13 protein-coding genes and 1 riboswitch are annotated in these 17376 nt (G+C 56.5%); of the genes, 7 read left to right on the top strand and 6 right to left on the bottom strand.

Translation table 11 applies throughout. From position 1 onward, the window contains the following. Positions 1 to 25 precede the first annotated feature (25 nt). The 3 genes from ACFPLB_RS11790 to xseA are packed head-to-tail and all read left to right on the top strand — an operon-like array spanning position 26 to position 3695. A complete protein-coding gene (locus tag ACFPLB_RS11790; protein WP_378229822.1) occupies positions 26 to 1399 on the top strand; it encodes a glutamate--cysteine ligase in 1374 nt (457 codons plus the stop codon). Between the two features lie 37 nt (positions 1400 to 1436). Further along, the gene (locus tag ACFPLB_RS11785; protein ID WP_378229820.1) at positions 1437 to 2186 is read left to right on the top strand and encodes a DUF937 domain-containing protein; all 750 of its coding nucleotides are present in this window, start codon (positions 1437 to 1439) and stop codon (positions 2184 to 2186) included. A 57-nt stretch (positions 2187 to 2243) separates the two neighbouring features. Next, positions 2244 to 3695 (top strand): exodeoxyribonuclease VII large subunit, encoded by a 1452-nt coding sequence (gene xseA, locus ACFPLB_RS11780; protein WP_378229818.1) that lies wholly within the window; start codon positions 2244 to 2246, stop codon positions 3693 to 3695. Between the two features lie 103 nt (positions 3696 to 3798). On the opposite strand, the gene ACFPLB_RS11775 is transcribed toward xseA, so the two are convergent. The 4 genes from ACFPLB_RS11775 to ACFPLB_RS11760 form a co-directional block, all read right to left on the bottom strand. After that, positions 3799 to 4074: a DUF6455 family protein gene (locus ACFPLB_RS11775; RefSeq protein ID WP_378229816.1), complete on the bottom strand. Its 276-nt coding sequence runs from the start codon at positions 4072 to 4074 to the stop codon at positions 3799 to 3801. A 127-nt stretch (positions 4075 to 4201) separates the two neighbouring features. Beyond that, complete coding sequence (locus ACFPLB_RS11770) at positions 4202 to 4522, bottom strand: YMGG-like glycine zipper-containing protein (protein ID WP_378229814.1); 321 nt, start codon at positions 4520 to 4522, stop codon at positions 4202 to 4204. A gap of 169 nt (positions 4523 to 4691) precedes the next feature. After that, on the bottom strand, positions 4692 to 5465 hold the full coding sequence (locus tag ACFPLB_RS11765) for an ABC transporter substrate-binding protein (RefSeq protein ID WP_378229812.1): 774 nt from the start codon (positions 5463 to 5465) through the stop codon (positions 4692 to 4694). 91 nt (positions 5466 to 5556) lie between these two features. Beyond that, the gene (locus ACFPLB_RS11760) at positions 5557 to 6657 is read right to left on the bottom strand and encodes a 2'-deoxycytidine 5'-triphosphate deaminase (RefSeq protein ID WP_378229810.1); all 1101 of its coding nucleotides are present in this window, start codon (positions 6655 to 6657) and stop codon (positions 5557 to 5559) included. A gap of 90 nt (positions 6658 to 6747) precedes the next feature. Further along, positions 6748 to 6825, top strand: a riboswitch (SAM riboswitch). A gap of 58 nt (positions 6826 to 6883) precedes the next feature. Between ACFPLB_RS11760 and ACFPLB_RS11755 the strand changes: the two genes are divergently transcribed. Beyond that, positions 6884 to 8077: an O-succinylhomoserine sulfhydrylase gene (locus tag ACFPLB_RS11755; protein ID WP_378229808.1), complete on the top strand. Its 1194-nt coding sequence runs from the start codon at positions 6884 to 6886 to the stop codon at positions 8075 to 8077. A gap of 96 nt (positions 8078 to 8173) precedes the next feature. Here ACFPLB_RS11755 and ACFPLB_RS11750 read toward each other — a convergent pair whose 3' ends face one another. Beyond that, on the bottom strand, positions 8174 to 9652 hold the full coding sequence (locus ACFPLB_RS11750; protein WP_378229806.1) for a catalase: 1479 nt from the start codon (positions 9650 to 9652) through the stop codon (positions 8174 to 8176). A 270-nt stretch (positions 9653 to 9922) separates the two neighbouring features. On the opposite strand from ACFPLB_RS11750, the gene ACFPLB_RS11745 reads away from it, so the two are divergent. Continuing rightward, positions 9923 to 10765: a hypothetical protein gene (locus ACFPLB_RS11745; protein WP_378229804.1), complete on the top strand. Its 843-nt coding sequence runs from the start codon at positions 9923 to 9925 to the stop codon at positions 10763 to 10765. Positions 10766 to 10778: 13 nt separating this feature from the next. On the opposite strand, the gene ACFPLB_RS11740 is transcribed toward ACFPLB_RS11745, so the two are convergent. After that, positions 10779 to 12743, bottom strand: a complete 1965-nt coding sequence (locus ACFPLB_RS11740; RefSeq protein WP_378229802.1) for an acetoacetate--CoA ligase — start codon at positions 12741 to 12743, stop codon at positions 10779 to 10781. A gap of 185 nt (positions 12744 to 12928) precedes the next feature. Here ACFPLB_RS11740 and ACFPLB_RS11735 point away from each other — a divergent pair, with 185 nt between their 5' ends. Then, the gene (locus ACFPLB_RS11735; protein ID WP_378229800.1) at positions 12929 to 14776 is read left to right on the top strand and encodes an AsmA family protein; all 1848 of its coding nucleotides are present in this window, start codon (positions 12929 to 12931) and stop codon (positions 14774 to 14776) included. Positions 14777 to 15167: 391 nt separating this feature from the next. Next, positions 15168 to 17360 (top strand): 4Fe-4S binding protein, encoded by a 2193-nt coding sequence (locus tag ACFPLB_RS11730; protein WP_378229798.1) that lies wholly within the window; start codon positions 15168 to 15170, stop codon positions 17358 to 17360. The last annotated feature ends 16 nt before the right edge of the window (positions 17361 to 17376 follow it).

Below are 17376 nucleotides of genomic sequence, written 5' to 3'. Positions count from 1 at the left end.
CCAGATACCCGGCAATGAGGTTTTCATGGCCCGCGACACAACCGATTTCAGCCCCGTGGAAAGTCTTGACGAAGTGGTGGCCTATCTGGCTGCCGGCAACAAGCCGCGCGATCAATGGCGCATTGGCACCGAGCATGAGAAATTCCCCTTTTATGTTGATGGCCATGCGCCGGTTCCTTATGGCGGCAAGCGTGGTATCCGCGCACTTTTGGAAGGCATGCAGGAAAAGCTCGGCTGGGACCCGATCATTGATGCGGGCCACATTATCGGCCTGGTTGAGCCGACCGGACAGGGTGCTATCAGCCTTGAGCCGGGTGGCCAGTTCGAACTGTCTGGCGCACCGGTTGAAACCATCCACCAGACCTGCCGCGAAGGCAATGCGCATCTGGCCCAGTTGCGCGAGATTGCCGAGCCGCTTGGCATCCGTTTTCTGGGTCTGGGCGGCAGTCCGAAATGGACACTGGCGGAGACGCCGAAAATGCCAAAATCACGCTATGACATCATGACGCGCTATATGCCCAAAGTTGGTGCGCAAGGTCTCGACATGATGTACCGCACCTGCACCATTCAGGTGAATCTCGACTTTGAGAGCGAGGCGGATATGCGCCGCAAGATGCAGGTCTCGCTGAAACTCCAGCCGCTGGCAACCGCACTGTTTTCCAACTCGCCCTTTACCGACGGCAAACCCAACGGGCTGCAAAGCTGGCGCGGCGAAATCTGGCGCGACACCGACAATCAGCGCTCAGGTATGCCGCGTTTCTGTTTTGCGCCAGATTTCGGCTTTATTGATTATGTAGAATGGGCGCTTGATGTGCCGATGTATTTTGTCATCCGTGATGAGCGCTATCACGACATGACGCATATGACCTTCCGCCAGTTCATGAATGGCGCAGCCCGCAATGAATTGCCCGACGGGCTGCCGACAATAGGCGACTGGGCCAATCATCTGTCGACACTGTTTCCTGATGTGCGCCTGAAGCGTTTTCTGGAAATGCGCGGCGCAGACGGGGGTCCGTGGCGGCGCATTTGCGCACTGCCTGCCTTCTGGGTCGGTCTGCTTTATGATGATGAAGCACTGGCCGCCGTCGAGACACTGACATCAAACTGGACCTATGAGGAAACGCTCGCCTTGCGTGACGAGGTGCCACGCCAAGGCATCGACACCGCTTTCCGCAACACCAGTTTGCGAGAAATCGGGCGCGAAGTATTGGCCATTTCCCATCTGGGTTTAAAAAATCGTGCCCGCCTCAATCAGGAGGGTTATGATGAAACCTCCTTCCTGCAAACACTGGAAGAAGTGATCAGCCGCGGCACCACCAGTGCGCAGGAAATGGTTTCGGCCTATCATACGCGCTGGGGCGGTTCGATCGAACCGGCTTTCCTTGAATATGCCTATTGAGTGAAGTCCAGGAATTTTTCCAACGGAGAATCCGGCCATGCAAAATCTGTTTGAAATGCTGAGCAAAGCCCAGAACGGGCAGGCAATGGAAGAACTGGCCAAACAGTTCAACCTGTCACAGGCCCAGGCGCAAGAAGCCGTTGCGGCCCTGCTGCCGGCTTTTTCCCAAGGGCTGAAGCGCAACACGGCTGACACATCCGGGCTTGGTGACTTTCTCAATGCGCTCAGCACCGGCCAGCATGCCAAATATTTCGAGGATGCAAGCCGCGCCTTTTCTGCGCAAGGCATCGAGGAAGGCAATGGCATTCTTGGCCATCTGTTTGGCTCCAAGGACCTGTCACGTGCAGTGGCCGGGCAAGCCGCTCAAGCCACCGGCCTTGGCCAGCAATTGCTGCAACAAATGCTGCCGGTCATTGCCTCAATGGTCATGGGCGGCCTGTTCAAGCAATCCACCGGACCGGCACAGTCCGCCGGAAATTCCAGTGACAATCCGCTGGGCACTCTTTTGCAGGGCATGTTCGGTGGCGGGCAGAGCCAGACACAAAATCCGCTGGCAAATTCCCCATGGGGCAAGATGCTGAACGATTTTCTGGGCGGCGCGCAAACCCCTGAGCAAGATCTGGCCCCTAAGCAAGATCCAGCCAAGACCAGCGAACCGGCAAAAAACCCTTATGGTGAGTTGTTTGGCCAGATGTTTGAGGCAGGCCGCCAGCAACGTGACGACTACCAAAAGGGCATGGAATCTATCTTTGACCAGTTTTTACGTGGCATGGACCGGAAAGGCTAAAGCATTTCTTGTTTTCACAAAAACGGATGAAATGCGCTAAAGTCAGGGCCACCACCCATGAATGAGACCACAGCCGAGCCGCGCAGCAATGCTGCCGAATTTACCGTCAGTGAAATTTCCGGGGCGCTTAAGCGCACCGTCGAGGACGTATTCGGCAATGTGCGGGTGCGCGGCGAAATTTCCGGCTATCGCGGCCCGCATTCTTCCGGCCATGCCTATTTTGCCCTGAAAGATGATCGCTCCAGACTGGAAGCGGTGATCTGGAAGGGCACCATGTCACGCCTGAAATTCCGCCCCGAAGAGGGGATGGAAGTGGTGGCCAGCGGCAAGCTGACCACCTATCCGGGCTCTTCCAAATATCAGATCGTCATCGATAATCTCGAACCGGCAGGGGCCGGGGCGCTGATGGCGCTTTTAGAAGAGCGCAAGCGCAGGCTGACGGCTGAAGGCGTTTTTGACGACGCCACCAAGCGCGCCCTGCCCTATATGCCTGCAGTCATCGGCGTTATCACCTCACCGACCGGTGCGGTCATTCGCGATATTCTCCACCGCATCCGCGACCGCTTTCCGCTGCATGTCATCATCTGGCCGGTGCGGGTGCAGGGCGAGACCAGCGGCGCAGAAGTAACCGCTGCCGTAACCGGCTTCAATGAATTGCCGCTTGCTGGTCCTGTGCACCGACCCGATCTTTTGATCGTGGCGCGCGGCGGCGGCAGCCTTGAAGATTTGTGGGGCTTTAATGATGAGGCGCTGGCACGCGCCGTTGCCGCCTCGCATATCCCGGTTATCTCGGCGGTCGGCCACGAAACCGACTGGACGCTGATCGACCTTGCTGCCGACAAGCGCGCCCCCACTCCAACCGGTGCTGCCGAAATGGCGGTGCCGGTGCGGGCGGAACTGCAAGCAATGCTGGCCACTTTGACTTCGCGGCTACAGGCAGGCATCTCACGGCGGCTGGAGCGCGAGCGGCAGGCACTTCGGGCAGCAGCACGCGCCCTGCCCTCACCAGACCAATTGCTGGGATTAAAACGCCGCCGTTTTGATGAGGCCGAAAGCCGCTTGCAGCGAGCACTGGAAGTGGGCGTTGAGCGTAAACGGGCACGGTTTGCTGCAATCCGCCTGACGCCGATCCCCTTGCTGCACCGCCAAAAACAGCTTGAAGAGACCGTGACAGCCCTTGCCCGGCGGAGCGGGCAGACAATGACAATACGCCTTGAAAGGCTGCGGGCCCGCCTTGTGCAGGCCGACCGCCTGCTTGCCAGTTTAAAACTGTCCGAACAGGCCATTCTTGAGCGCGGCTATGCAATGGTGCTGGACACACAAAGACAAGTTATGCGCCGCGCTGCTGATATTGTGTCCGGGCAGGAACTGGAATTGCGTTTTGCCGATGGTACGGCCAAAGCCATGGCCGGACAAGGCAAGCCAGAAACACCTCGTCCACGCCCGGTTCCAAAACCCAACACGCAATCCAAGACCAGAGATGATGGCGGACAAGGCTCGCTTTTCTGACAGAGCTTTTCTTGTTTTCATGAAAAACGGATGAAATGCTCTAATCTCTTGTTTTAGCCGCATTTATGCGACGCCAGAAGATTCCGTCTGGCTGCAAAATGCTCTAAGAATCCGGTTTTTCCATGCACCGCAAAAAGAAATCGGCATTCGGGCAGATTGCCCTCACATCTGCAAAATCAGCCTGTTTTTCCAACAGAGCCCGGCACTGCTCTTTAACTGGACAGGTCAGGCAGGTCGTGCGCGCCTCAGCCATTGCCTTGCCTGCCTCCAGACGCGCCGCAGAAGCAGCATCGATCCCGGCTCGCTCCATGGCGAGGTCAAAAATCCTGAACTGCCTCCAGACAAGTTCAGTCAGCGGCCAGCGTTGCGCAGAAGCCATATCTGCCTCCTGCGCTGCATGTTAGAGTATTTCATCCCATCATGGAAACGAATGAAATGCCGCAGGCTCTTTTCATGGAGCGCGGTTGCGTCCTGCCGGACGCAACCGCCTGTCCTTGCAAAACGCTCTAATAGCGCCCGCTATAATAGCGCTCATCACATTCAGCGACATAGACCTGACCATTGGGCGCGCGGTAACGGCACATCTGGCGATCACCTGGCTGTGGCCCGCCGGAAGTGGCAACCACAGCACCAAGCAGCGCACCGGCACCGGCGCCAATCAGCGTGCTCTTTGTATCGCGGCCAATCGCCTGACCAACCAGTGCCCCGCCCACACCACCAACGGCGGCCCCTGTCGTGGCGCGCTGCTGTTGCGGCGTTTGCGAACAGCCGGCAAGACCCATGGTCAGGGCGACAGCGCCAATGGCTGCAAATTTAAAAACTCTCATCTGATCCTTCTCCTTGTCTGATAGCCCATTCTCACATCGCATCATGAAGATGAACGTAAGCTGACTGCAACAGGTTCCGGGTTTTTGATACAAGCCCTTACATCATGCGATCAGGGCGGCCAAAAGGCCGCAACTTGCGCTGCGGCCTTTCAAGAAAAATGCTGATTGATCAATAAATATCAAAATTGAAATATTTTGACTGAATTTTCTGGTAGGTGCCGTCAGCAACAATGGCGTCAATGGCGCTGTTGATCTTTTCGCGCAGTTCATCCTCACCCTTGCGAATGGCGATACCGGTTTCCAGTTCAGTGCCCTCAACATCGCCAATTAGCTTGCAGCAATCCGCCTCATCCGAATTGTTGAGCCAGTCAACGAGAACGAATTTATCGGACACAAGCGCGTCAAGACGGCCATTGAGCATATCCTGCACGGCCTCTTCCTGTGTCGGGTAAAGCTTAACATCCGCGCCAGCCTTGGCATAATGATCCTGTGCATAAATTGCCTGCGTGGTCGCCGATTGCGCCCCGATCGTCTTGCCCGCAAGCTCTTCGGGCTTGGTGCCGCTCAGGTCACTGTCCTTGGTGGCGATGACAGCCAGCGGCGTGACATAGTATTTATTGGTAAAATCAACCTGCTCCTTGCGCTCTTCGGTGATCGACATGGAGGCAACAACAGCATCGAACTTGCTGGCCTGAAGGGCTGGAATAATGCCATCCCAATCCTGCACGACAAATTCACATTCGACCTTCATCTGCTCGCAAAGCGCATTGGCAATGTCGATGTCAAACCCTTCAAGCTGACCATCGGCTGTCAAACTGTTGAAGGGAGGATAAGCACCTTCAGTCCCAATCCTGAGCTTGCCATCCTGTGCGGCTGCCTGACCGGCGATAAGAGCAATCACGCTCGCCGTGGCAACGCCTGCGAGCCATCTGGAAATTCGCATATTATACCTCTTCCCAAAAAATTCAGGCCCCTTTGGCCTTGTCTCCAGCCAAGCACAGCCAGAAGCCGGAGACAAGCCGAAAAGGAGAGGCTTATACTTGAACGGGACTGCGAAAATGCTTGGAGAGTTTGAGGCCCTGCGCCTGATAGTTGGAGCCAAGATCAGCACCATAAAGCGCTTGCGGGCGTGCAAGCATATGTTCATAGACCAATCGGCCTACAATCTGTGCGTGATCAAGGATGAAGGGAACCTCATGGCTGCGCACTTCCAGAACGGCGCGGCTGCCGGTGCCGCCAGCAGCCGAATGGCCAAAGCCGGGATCAAAAAAACCGGCATAGTGAACCCGGAATTCACCCACCAGCGGGTCGAAAGGTGTCATTTCGGCTGCATATAAGGGCGGCACATGCACGGCCTCGCGGCTGACCAGAATATAAAACTCGTCAGGATCAAGCACCAATTCAGCCGCACCCCGATTATAAAGCGGCTCCCAGAAATCCAGCACCTCATGAATGGCGCGGCGGTCCACGTCGATGAGGCCGGTGTGATGTTTGGCGCGGTAGCCGATCAGCCCGTTGGCATCCCCTTCCAGATCAATGGACAAGGCAATGCCACCGCCAGAAATATCGGGCGGATCGGTTGCCACCAGCATCTCGCCTTGATGCAGCGCATGCAGTTCTTCTTCACCAAGCAAGGCATTGCCACTGCGAAACCGGATTTGCGACAGGCGTGAACCGGTGCGGGCAACGATTGGAAAGGTCCGCGGACTGACTTCCAGATAGAGCGGGCCATGATAGCCAGCGGCAATCTTGTCAAACTCCGCGCCGTGATCCGTCATCACACGGGTGAAAATATCAAGCCGTCCGGTCGAGCTTTTGGGATTGGCCGAGGCAGAAATTTTTTCTGGCAACGCAAGTGTTTCCAAAAGCGGCACGATATAGACGCAGCCCGTTTCCAGAACGGCGCCCGCGCTTAAGTCAATTTCATGCAATTGCAGCCGGTCAAGTTTTTCTGCAACCGAATGGCCCGGCCCCGGCAGAAAGGAGGCGCGCACCCTGAACGCCTTTTCTCCCAACCGCAGATCAAGGCTTGCAGGCTGAATCTGGTCAGCATCGAGTGCGCGAGGTGAAACAAGCGCGCCAGTTTCAAACAGCGCGGCAATTTCCTGATCGGGCAAAATGCCAGTCTGACGCAAGGCTCAAGCTCCCGGCCGATAGGGGATGACAATTGAATATGTCTTAAACATACAAATGATTGACGCAACCCGGCGTGAGGTTTAAAGCCATGCTTATCCCGTGGTGATTTGGCCGGTCGGCTTGCAGCCACGTTAAACAAGTCGCTAAGGGACCGTCGGACTCTTTGGAAGCTGTCTGTACCGGTTGCGACTTCGCGGCCGGTTTTTTGTTTTGGGAAAGAAAGCCATGACATCGGACAAGACACGCAATTGGAAACCACGCACGACGCTGGTTCACGACGCAACGCTGCGCTCACAATATGGCGAGATGTCAGAAGCAATCTTTCTCACGCAAGGCTATGTCTATAAAACGGCAGAGGCTGCCGAAGCCCGCTTCAAGGGTGAAGATCCGGGTTTCATCTATTCGCGCTACGCCAATCCTACGGTTGACATGTTTGAAAGGCGCATGTGTGCGCTTGAAGGCGCTGAAGAAGGCCGCGCCATGGCTTCAGGCATGGCAGCGGTGGCCGCAGCCATTCTGTGCAGCCTCAGGGCGGGTGATCATATTGTGGCGGCACGCGCTTTATTCGGCTCCTGTCGCTGGATCGTCGAGACACTGGCGCCGCGCTATGGCATTGAAGCCACGCTGGTCGATGGCAAGGACATTGCCAATTGGGAACAGGCCGTACGCCCCAACACCAAGCTTTTCTTCCTTGAAAGCCCGACCAACCCCACCCTTGAGGTCATCGACATTGCCGCTGTGGCAGCCCTTGCCAATTCGATTGGCGCAAGGCTGGTGGTTGACAATGTGTTTGCCACGCCACTGCTGCAACGCCCGCTGGAACTGGGCGCTCATGTCGTCGTCTATTCAGCTACCAAGCATATAGACGGGCAAGGCCGCTGTCTGGGCGGCATCGTCCTTTCCGACAAGGCATGGGTTGAAGAGCATTTGCAGGATTACTTCCGCCATACCGGCCCGTCCATGTCGCCCTTTAATGCGTGGACGCTGCTCAAGGGGCTGGAAACACTTGCCGTGCGGGTTGATCAGCAGATGCGCTCGGCCGCCCGCATTGCCGATCTTCTGGCGCAAGCGCCGCAGATCGAGCGCGTCATCTATCCAGGCCGTCCCGACCATCCGCAGGCCGATATAATCGCCAGGCAGATGTCAGGTGGCTCAACGCTCATCTGTTTTGACGTAAAAGGCGGCAGGGCGGGAGCTTTTGCCTTCCAGAATGCGCTTGATATTGTGCTGCTTTCCAACAATCTGGGCGATGCCAAAAGCCTGATTACCCATCCAGCCACGACCACGCACAAGAATCTGAGCGATGAAGCACGGGCTGAAAGCGGGATTGGTGCAGGCACGTTGCGACTGTCGATCGGCCTTGAGGATATTGACGACCTCGTAGAGGATATTGAGCAGGCGCTGGCCAGCGTTCGCTAGAGCATTTGTGCGACGTCAGATGGAATCATCTGACGTCGCACAAATTGCGGTTAAAACAAAAGTTTAGAGCCGGTCTTTCGACCGGCTCTTTCTAGTTCAGGCTTTGATCGCCTTCACCTTTGCCTCGATGCGGGCGCCAATATCGGCATCGACGCTCTTCCAGTAATCGAAAGCACGGCTCAGCACCGGTTCACGCACACCACCGGCAAGGCCACCGGCAACCGTATCAACCAGTGCCGCACGCTGGGCATCATTGAAGACCTCGCGCACCAGAGTGCCCGGCTGGCTGAAATCATCATCTTCAGCCCGCAGCGCATAAGCGCTGCGAACCATTGGACCATCAGCTTCCCAGCCATCTGCGACCGGGCCGGTCTCATCCGACCACGAACGTCCGCCGCTATTGGGCGCATAGACCGGGGCGTTGCCCGAATGATGATAGGTCATGTGGCCATCAAACATATAGGAGTTAACCGGCACCTTGGGCTGGTTGACCGGCAATTGATGGAAATTGGTGCCGATGCGGTTGCGCTGGGCGTCGGCATAGGCAAAAGCCCGGCCAAGCAGCATCTTGTCGGGTGACAGGCCAATGCCCGGCACGGTGTTGCCCGGCGAGAAGGCGGCCTGCTCGATCTGGGCAAAGAAATTTTCCGGGTTGCGGTTGAGCGTCATCTTGCCGACCCTGATCAGCGGATAATCCTTATGCGGCCAGGTCTTGGTCAGGTCAAACGGGTTGATGCGGTAGGTCTTGGCCTCTTCATAAGGCATGACCTGAACCGACAGGATCCAACTTGGATGCTCGCCACGCTCAATGGCGTCAAACAGGTCACGGCGATGGAAATCAGCATCATTGCCCGACATGGCGGCAGCTTCTTCATTGCTGAAGAATTCCATGCCCTGCTCGGTGTGGAAGTGGTACTTGACCCAGAATTTTTCGCCCTTTGCATTAACCCACATATAGGTGTGCGAGCCATAGCCATTCATGTGACGCCAGGTGCGCGGCAGGCCGCGCTCGCCCATCAGATAGGTCACCTGATGCGCGGTCTCCGGGTTGCTGGTCCAGAAATCCCACTGCATGTGATTGTCGCGCAGCCCGGAATCGGGCAGACGCCGCTGGCTGCGGATGAAATGCGGGAACTTCATCGGGTCACGCACGAAAAAGATCGGCGTGTTGTTGCCGACGAGGTCGTAATTGCCTTCACTGGTGTAGAATTTCAGCGAAAAGCCACGCACGTCGCGCCATGTGTCGGGGCTGCCCTGTTCACCGGCAACGGTGGAGAAACGCGCCAGCATATCCGTCGAAGCACCCTTCTGGAAAAGGGCTGCCTTGGTATAGGCTGAGACATCCTCGGTCGTTTCGAAAATCCCGAAAGCACCGGCACCCTTGGCATGCGGCAGACGCTCCGGCACCTTCTCGCGGTTGAAATGCGCCATCTGCTCCAGAAAATGCACATCGTGAAGCACGATCGGGCCATCGGCGCCAATAGTCAGCGAATTGCGGTCGCTCACAGCAGGAGCGCCGGTTCCCGTTGTGGAACCGGTGTTATGGGAATGGTCGGGTTTACCTTGATCTGACATGGGGTCTCCAGACTGTCTTGAAAGTTGAAGGGTGAAAACTGTGATGCCGATGCTCTTACATTGGTACTACGCCTGAAAAGAACAATGCGACAAACCTGCAAAGCAGGCAGACATTGTGCAAGACAGGAGAAAAGCTATCCTGATGAATTGATTGATCTGTCCCTGATTGGCATAAGATTGCCGCAAGTGCAAACAGGAAGCTGCCCGGGAACGGGTATCAACCCGTCAGCAGCATGAGGCTGCAAAACGCATGTCCCACACGGTAGAACCATGAAAAATCTTCTGATTATCGCTGCATTTTTTCTGTTTGGTGCACACACTGTTCATGCAGCCGATACAATCCCGGTTCTGCCGCCAGAGGCCCCAGCGGTGGCAAGCGGGCAGCCGTCATGGGCCTTGCAGATCACGCCCTATATGTGGGCGGCCGGTCTGGACGGAAACATATCGCCATTCCGGCGCGGACCGACGCTTGCGGTCGAAAAATCCTTTTCCGATGTGATGGACAGTCTCAACTTCGGCGGGTTCCTCGATATCTGGGCCCGTTCGGATCGTTTCATTTTTTCCGGCAATCTCATGTATGTCAGCACATCCGAAAACCACGGGACAGGCTTGCTGCCGGAAATCACCATTCCAGGACTGGGTTCCATACCAGCCGGCACCAGTGTTGATGCAGAATTTGATTCCAGACAATTCATGGCCACGCTACAGGGTGGCTACCGGGTCATCGACACCCCGCAATTGACGCTTGATGCGCTGGCTGGCGCTCGTTTCTGGCGCATTTCAAATGATGTGACGCTCACCGTCAATCTGGGTGACGGAAGCGTGAACGGCAGCTATGGCGAAAAATTCGGCTGGGTGGACCCGGTGGCAGGCTTGCGCGTCTTTGTGCCGATAACCGAAAAGCTCTCCCTTCAGGCACAGGGCGATATTGGCGGTTTTGGCGCAGGCTCCGACCTGACCTGGTCGGCGCTGGCGACACTGAATTATGTCGTCACCGATCATTTTTCCGTCTCGGCAGGCTATAAAGTGCTCAATGTCGATTATGAGCGCAGCGGCCATGTCTTTGACACGCGCCTCAGCGGTCCGGTGCTGGGTGTAACCTATCGTTTCTGAAGGCTGATGCGGCTCAGCTTTCCATCAATGAGGCCCGTAACTCCACAAACAGATCCAGCGCTTCCGGATTGGCCAGCGCCTCCTTGTTCTTGACCGTGCGGCCATGCACCGTGTCACGCACGGCCAGTTCAGAAATTTTGCCCGAGCGGGTGCGCGGAATATCACTGACCGCCACAATACGCGCCGGAACATGGCGCGGGCTGGCGCCGGTACGGATACGGGTGCGTATCTCTTTTTCCAGTTCTTGCGTCAGGCTCACACCTTGCGCCAGTCGCACGAACAGCACGACACGCACATCATCGTCAAAATCCTGACCGATACAGAGCGCCTCAATAATTTCCGGCATCTGCTCAACCTGATTGTAAATCTCGGCTGTGCCGATGCGCACACCGCCCGGATTGAGCGTTGCATCCGAGCGGCCATGAATGATGATGCCACCATGCACCGTCCATTCGGCAAAATCGCCATGGCACCATGTATTGGCAAAACCTTCAAAATAGGCAGCCCGGTATTTGGCGCCATCCGGGTCATTCCAGAAGCTGACCGGCATGGAAGGAAACGGCCGGGTGCAGACCAGTTCACCCTTTTCTTCGCGCACCGGGCGGCCTTCATCGTTCCAGACATCAACGGCCATGCCAAGGCCCGCCCCCTGGATCTCCCCCTCCCACACAGGCTCAGTCGGCACGCCAAGCACAAAGCAGGACACAATATCGGTGCCGCCGGAAATTGAGGCCAGATGCAGATCATGCCCGATACCGTCATAAACGAAGCGGAAATCCTGCGGCGACAGCGGCGAGCCGGTGGAGGAAATGCTGCGCAGGGCAGAAAGATCATGGCTATCGATTGGACGCAGCCCTGCCTTGCGTACCGAATCGATAAATTTGGCTGAAGTGCCGAAATGGGTCATTTTCTCGGCCTGCGCATAGTCAAACAGCGCATTGCCATCAGGATAAAAGGGCGAGCCGTCATAAAGCAGCAGCGTCGCACCTGAAGCCAGCCCGTTGACCAGCCAGTTCCACATCATCCAGCCGCAAGTGGTGAAATAAAAGAAGGGATCGCCCGCCTCCAGCCCGGCATGAAGCCGATGTTCCTTCAGGAGTTGAAGCAGTGTGCCACCTGCCGAATGGACAATACATTTGGGAATGCCGGTCGTTCCAGACGAAAACAGGATGAACGAGGGATGCGAAAAGGGCAGTTGCGCATAGGCAATTTTTGTTGGCGTAAAGGGCTGGATTGCATCTTCAAATGCTTCAGCTCCGGGAATCGGTGCTGCAACCTCACGGGCTGTACCCAGATAATCGACGATCAGCACTTTTTTCAACGTTGGCAACCGGGCTGCAACCATTGCCGTCTTGGGGCCAGTCTCGATTGCCTTGCCATTATACCAATAACCGTCTGGTGCAATGAAGATCACCGGCTCGATCTGGCCAAAACGATCGAGAACGCCCTGCTCACCAAAATCAGGCGAGCAGGAAGACCAGACCGCCCCGATCGAGGTCACGGCCAACATGGCGGTCACGGCTTCGGGCATATTCGGCATCATCGCCGCCACCCGGTCACCGGCCTTGAGGCCCAGAGAGAGGAACAATTGCTGCAATTTCGAGACCTGCGCTTCCAGTTCCGCCCAGCCCAGCCGCCGCTCCACCTTGTTTTCACCGCGAAAGATGATCGCATCACCCTTGCCGGCATTGCCAAGCAGATTTTCAGCATAATTCAGCCGGGCCTCCGGAAAGAAGGCGGCACCAGGCATCTTGTCACCATGCCTGAGCACGATGCTGCCTTTTTCCCCGATGACGCCGCAAAAATCCCACACCAGATCCCAGAACGCTTCAGGTTCTGTCACCGACCATGAATGCAACTGGCCATAGTTGGCAAAATTGCGCCCGGTGCGCTTTTCTGCTTCTGCCTTGAAGGCTGTCAGGGGCGAGGCTGCAATCTGCTCTGCTGTCGGTGTCCAAAGCGGTTTTTTTGCGGTCACGAAAGCCTCTTAATAATCACTGCGCCGGTCTTTATGGCTGATTAAGCATGTTGGCGTAGTAAATCACAACTGTGTAGCGCGACACAGTTTATGCTCAATTGCGCCATGAACAGCGCATAAACACTTGAAATCTATCGACTACGGGTTACACCTTGCGCCACCTGGCGTAATATGGAAAGGGCAAGATGACGTCGAGATGGCTCCGGCGTGGCTTATGGGCGTCTGGCATTGCAGCCTTTGTTGCGGCAGTGGCCATAGTGGCATTGCCTTATATTGCCTCCACCCGCATCGTACGCGACCGTATCGCCTGGGAAATGAGCAACTGGACCGGCTATCGGGTGACCATTACCGGCTCCCCGCAGATCAATATCTGGCCGCAATTCAATGCCGTCCTGACACAAGTGTCTTTTTCGCGCTGGGACAAGAGTGAGCAGGAGCCGGTCATCTATGCGGAACAGATCGAGATCGGCCTTTCGGCCATGGCAGCCCTGCGTGGCGAGGTGCAGTTTTCTTCGACCCGGCTGATCCGCCCCGTCATCAGGGTCGAACAGGCCGATTCCGGGCTGTATTTACCGCCCATGCCTGACACCGGCACCATTGGCCGCGCCGTTGAAGCCGCACGCATGATCATTAAAAGCGGCACTGCCGAACCCGATCCTGCCAGTTTGCCTGCAACCGCCATTGGCAGTGCAGAAATCCGCGACGGGCGCATTGTCATGCAGGTCAATGGTCAAGATGAGGAGGTCTTGAGCAGCATCAGCGCCCGTGCCAACTGGGCAGCACCGGGCACATCCTCCCTGCTTTCAGCCTCGGCAATCTGGCGCGGTGAAAATGTCACGATCGACGCCTCCACCCAAAGGCCGCTGCTATTGGCTGCCGGTGGCGCAGCCCCTCTTTCTTTTTCGATCAAATCCGCCCCGGCAAGCCTGTCTTTTGAAGGCAAGGCTGAATTGTCCATCAACCCCTTCATTGAGGGCAATGTAAAATTCCAGTCGCCTTCCCTGCGGCGCGTCATGGAATGGACAGGGCTGCCCATGGCCAGTGCGACAAGCATTTCAGCCGCATTGCTCGACAGCCATATTCTTGGCAACAGGGAACGGATAAAGTTCGACACCACCCGCATCACACTGGGCAAGAATTCCGGCGCCGGCGTGCTTGATCTTGCCTTTGGCCAGGCCGGGCGCCCCGCACTTTCAGGCACACTGGCTTTTGAAACCCTCGACCTCGACCCGTTCATCGCCGCCTTTACGCCGCTGACAAGCCCGGCTTTTGCCGGTGCAGGCGCCGCAGACCCCACAGCGCCGGAACTGCTTCATTTCGACCTCAGGCTTTCAGCAGCCAAAGCAAGCATCAATACAATTCCACTGACCACCCTTGCCGCCACCATACAGGTCAAGGATGGGCTATGCGTGCTCGACGTTTCGGATGCGACCGCCTTTGGCGGCAACATTCAAAGCAGCATCCGTTTTGACCGCACCCCAAGCGGCACACAGGCCGAAATGCGGCTGCTGGCTTCCGATGTCAATGGTGCGGCTTTTGGCGCAGCCTTTGACATGACGCGCCTGATGCCGACCGGAAAAGGCACCGTGTCTGTCATTTTGAAAGGACCAGGCAAGAGCTGGGACTCGGTGGTTGAAAATGCCGATGGCTCGATTTCGGCAAGCTTTGGCCCCGGCGCACTTACCGGGCTTGATCTGGCCGCCTTCCTCAAGCGCAATGCTGAGGGCGGATTCTTTGCTCTGGATGAGGTTGCCAATGGCTCGGTGCCGATCAGCAGCGCAGAGTTCAAGGCGAATATCACCAAAGGTGTGGTGCGGATTGAGAAGGCGCAGGCCACACAGGGCAATCTGCTCCTGTGGCTGAACGGCATCATGCCCTATGCCGGACGCGGACTGGCGCTAACCGGCGGCATTGCAAACCAGCAACCGGAAAATAGCGATGGCACAGAGGCTTCGCCTCCTGCCAGTCAGGCCGAATTTTTTGTCGGTGGAAGCTGGACTGCACCGTTCATTTCCCCGATTTCTACCCCTTGAACACCCGTTTATCCGGGCCACTACACTTTGACTGCAACTAAAGAGTGCCTCCCGAACCAGAAACCAGTTTTAAGAGACAGGTTTTAGAATATTTTGTGAGTACAGATCGCGTCATCTGACGTCACACAAATGCAGCTAAAACAATAGCTTAGAGCATTTCGTCTGCTCCCATAGAAACAAGAAATATTCTCATTGCACCTGAAACTGCCTGCGATTTGATCGAGCGCAAAGATTGCACTGCCAAAACAGCCTAGATCATTTTCTGTTTCCACGGGAACAGATGAAATGGTCCACACTTCTGATTCAAGAACTGCTCTTACTTCACCGGAGTAGTAAAATTATTCTGTCAAAAGCTTTAAGCGTCACGATCACGTTTTTCCGGAATGTGCGGATGAAGTCCCTCCGTTTTTTACTTGTATTATTTACAATTTTAATCTGGGGAGGCCCGGCTGTTGCTGCACCCATATTGCAGGAGTATTTGCCCTCTGCAAATGCCTCTGAACTGGTTCCCGGAGCCGACGGCTTTGGGCCAATCCGCGATGATGTGGCCGTTGCACCCGTCCTGAAGGACGGGAAAACCATTGCCTGGGCATTCATCACCTCTGACTTTGTCGGCACGACAGGCTATTCAGGCAAGCCCATCCATTCGCTTGTCACAGTGGATGAAAATGCCCGGATCATCAGCGTTCATCTGGTCAAGCATTCCGAACCCATTGTTCTCATCGGCATTCCTGAAGCCAGAGTGCGAGCCTTTGTGGAAGGCTATGCCGGGCTTGATCTGCTGGCCGAGGCCAGGGCCGGTGGTACGGCGCATGAGGTCGACATCATTTCCGGTGCAACAGTCACCGTGATGGTGATTGACGATTCCATCATCCGCTCCGGCCTCAGGGTCGCCCGCGCACTTGGTCTTGGCGGGCTGGCGCCCGAGCAGGCAACCGGCCCGCGCTTTGAGATTAACAGGCAGGCGCAAACTCCCGTCGACTGGTTTGAAGCCGAAGGCGACGGTACGGTGCGGCGTCTGGTGCTGGATGTCGGGCAGGTCAATGCAGCCTTTGCCGAACATAGCGACAAAAGAGCAGCCGAGCGGGCGCTGAGCGAGCCGCCTGAAACACTTTTCATCGAGTTGCAGGCCGCCCTTGTTTCCGTGCCGCCCATTGCCGAAGGGCTGCTGGGAGAAGCCGAAGCTGCCAATCTGCAAGCCTGGCTGAAGGAAGGCGACAGCGCCATTGCGCTGATGGGGCGTGGCCTTTATTCCTTCAAGGGGTCAGGCTATGTGCGCGGCGGCATTTTTGACCGGGTCGTCCTGATCCAGGATGATGTGTCGGTGCGGTTTCGCGACCGTGATCATCGCCGCCTGTCTGCCATCCATGCGGAAAGTGCGCCCGATTTCCTCGAAAAAGACCTGTTTCGCATTCCAGCCGATTCCGGCTTTGACCCGACAAAGCCGTTTCGCATTCAATTGCTGGTGCAGCGCGAGGTCGGGCCGGTTGAAAAGGTCTTCCATACATTTGATCTGGGCTACCAGTTGCCGCAAAAATATCTGCGCGCGCTCAGCCCGCCACCTGCCCCGCCTTCTGAAACAACACTTGCTGCCGACCCCAGTGAAAGTGAAGCGCAAGCCCAGCTATGGAAGCGGATCTGGATGGATTCGAAAGTCAAGATCGTGGGTCTTGGCATCATGCTGCTGGTGCTGACCGGCGTGTTCTTCTTCCAGACCTTTGCCGTCAGAAACGAGCGCCGGTTTTATATCTTCCGCATGGGCTTTCTGACGGTAACGCTGGTGTTTTTAGGCTGGTACGCCAATGCGCAGCTTTCCGTAGTCAATCTCATGGCGCTGTTTGGCAGCCTGGTGAGCGGTTTTAGCTGGCAGGCATTTCTTCTTGATCCGCTGACCTTTATTCTATGGTTTGCGGTGGCGGCTGCCCTGCTGTTTTGGGGGCGTGGCGCCTATTGCGGCTGGCTGTGCCCGTTCGGCGCCTTGCAGGAGCTGACCAATCAGATTGCCCGCAAGCTGCGTATTCCGCAATGGACCCTGCCATGGGGCCTGCATGAGCGGTTATGGCCGGTCAAATACATGATCTTCCTTGGGCTGTTTGGCGTGTCGCTGGCCAGTATCGAGCAGGCCGAGCGTCTGGCCGAGATCGAGCCATTCAAGACGGCCATCATCCTAAACTTCCTGCGGGCATGGCCATTTGTCGCCTATGCTGCAGCATTGCTGATTGCCGGTCTGTTCGTGGAACGCTTCTATTGCCGCTATCTGTGTCCGCTGGGGGCGGCACTGGCCATTCCGGCGCGGCTGCGCATGTTTGACTGGCTCAAGCGCTACCATGAATGCGGCAATCCCTGCCAGACCTGCGCAAAGCAATGCCCGGTGCAGGCAATCCACCCGACCGGGGAAATCAACCCCAATGAATGCATCAACTGTCTGCATTGTCAGGTTCTCTACCAGTCCGAGACAACCTGCCCGGTCGTTATCAAGAAAGTGAAGCGACGGGAAAAGCTGGCGCAAAGCACGCCAACGGGGCCGCTTGGCCCCGGCATCGGCCAGCCTACCGTCACACGCGCAAATGTTTCCAACATTTAATCAAAGGAGCCTGAAA

Origin of the sequence: Aquamicrobium segne (assembly GCF_042656785.1) — a bacterium.
Taxonomy (GTDB): Bacteria; Pseudomonadota; Alphaproteobacteria; order Rhizobiales; family Rhizobiaceae; genus Mesorhizobium; species Mesorhizobium segne.
This window is presented reverse-complemented; position numbering and strand designations above follow the sequence as displayed.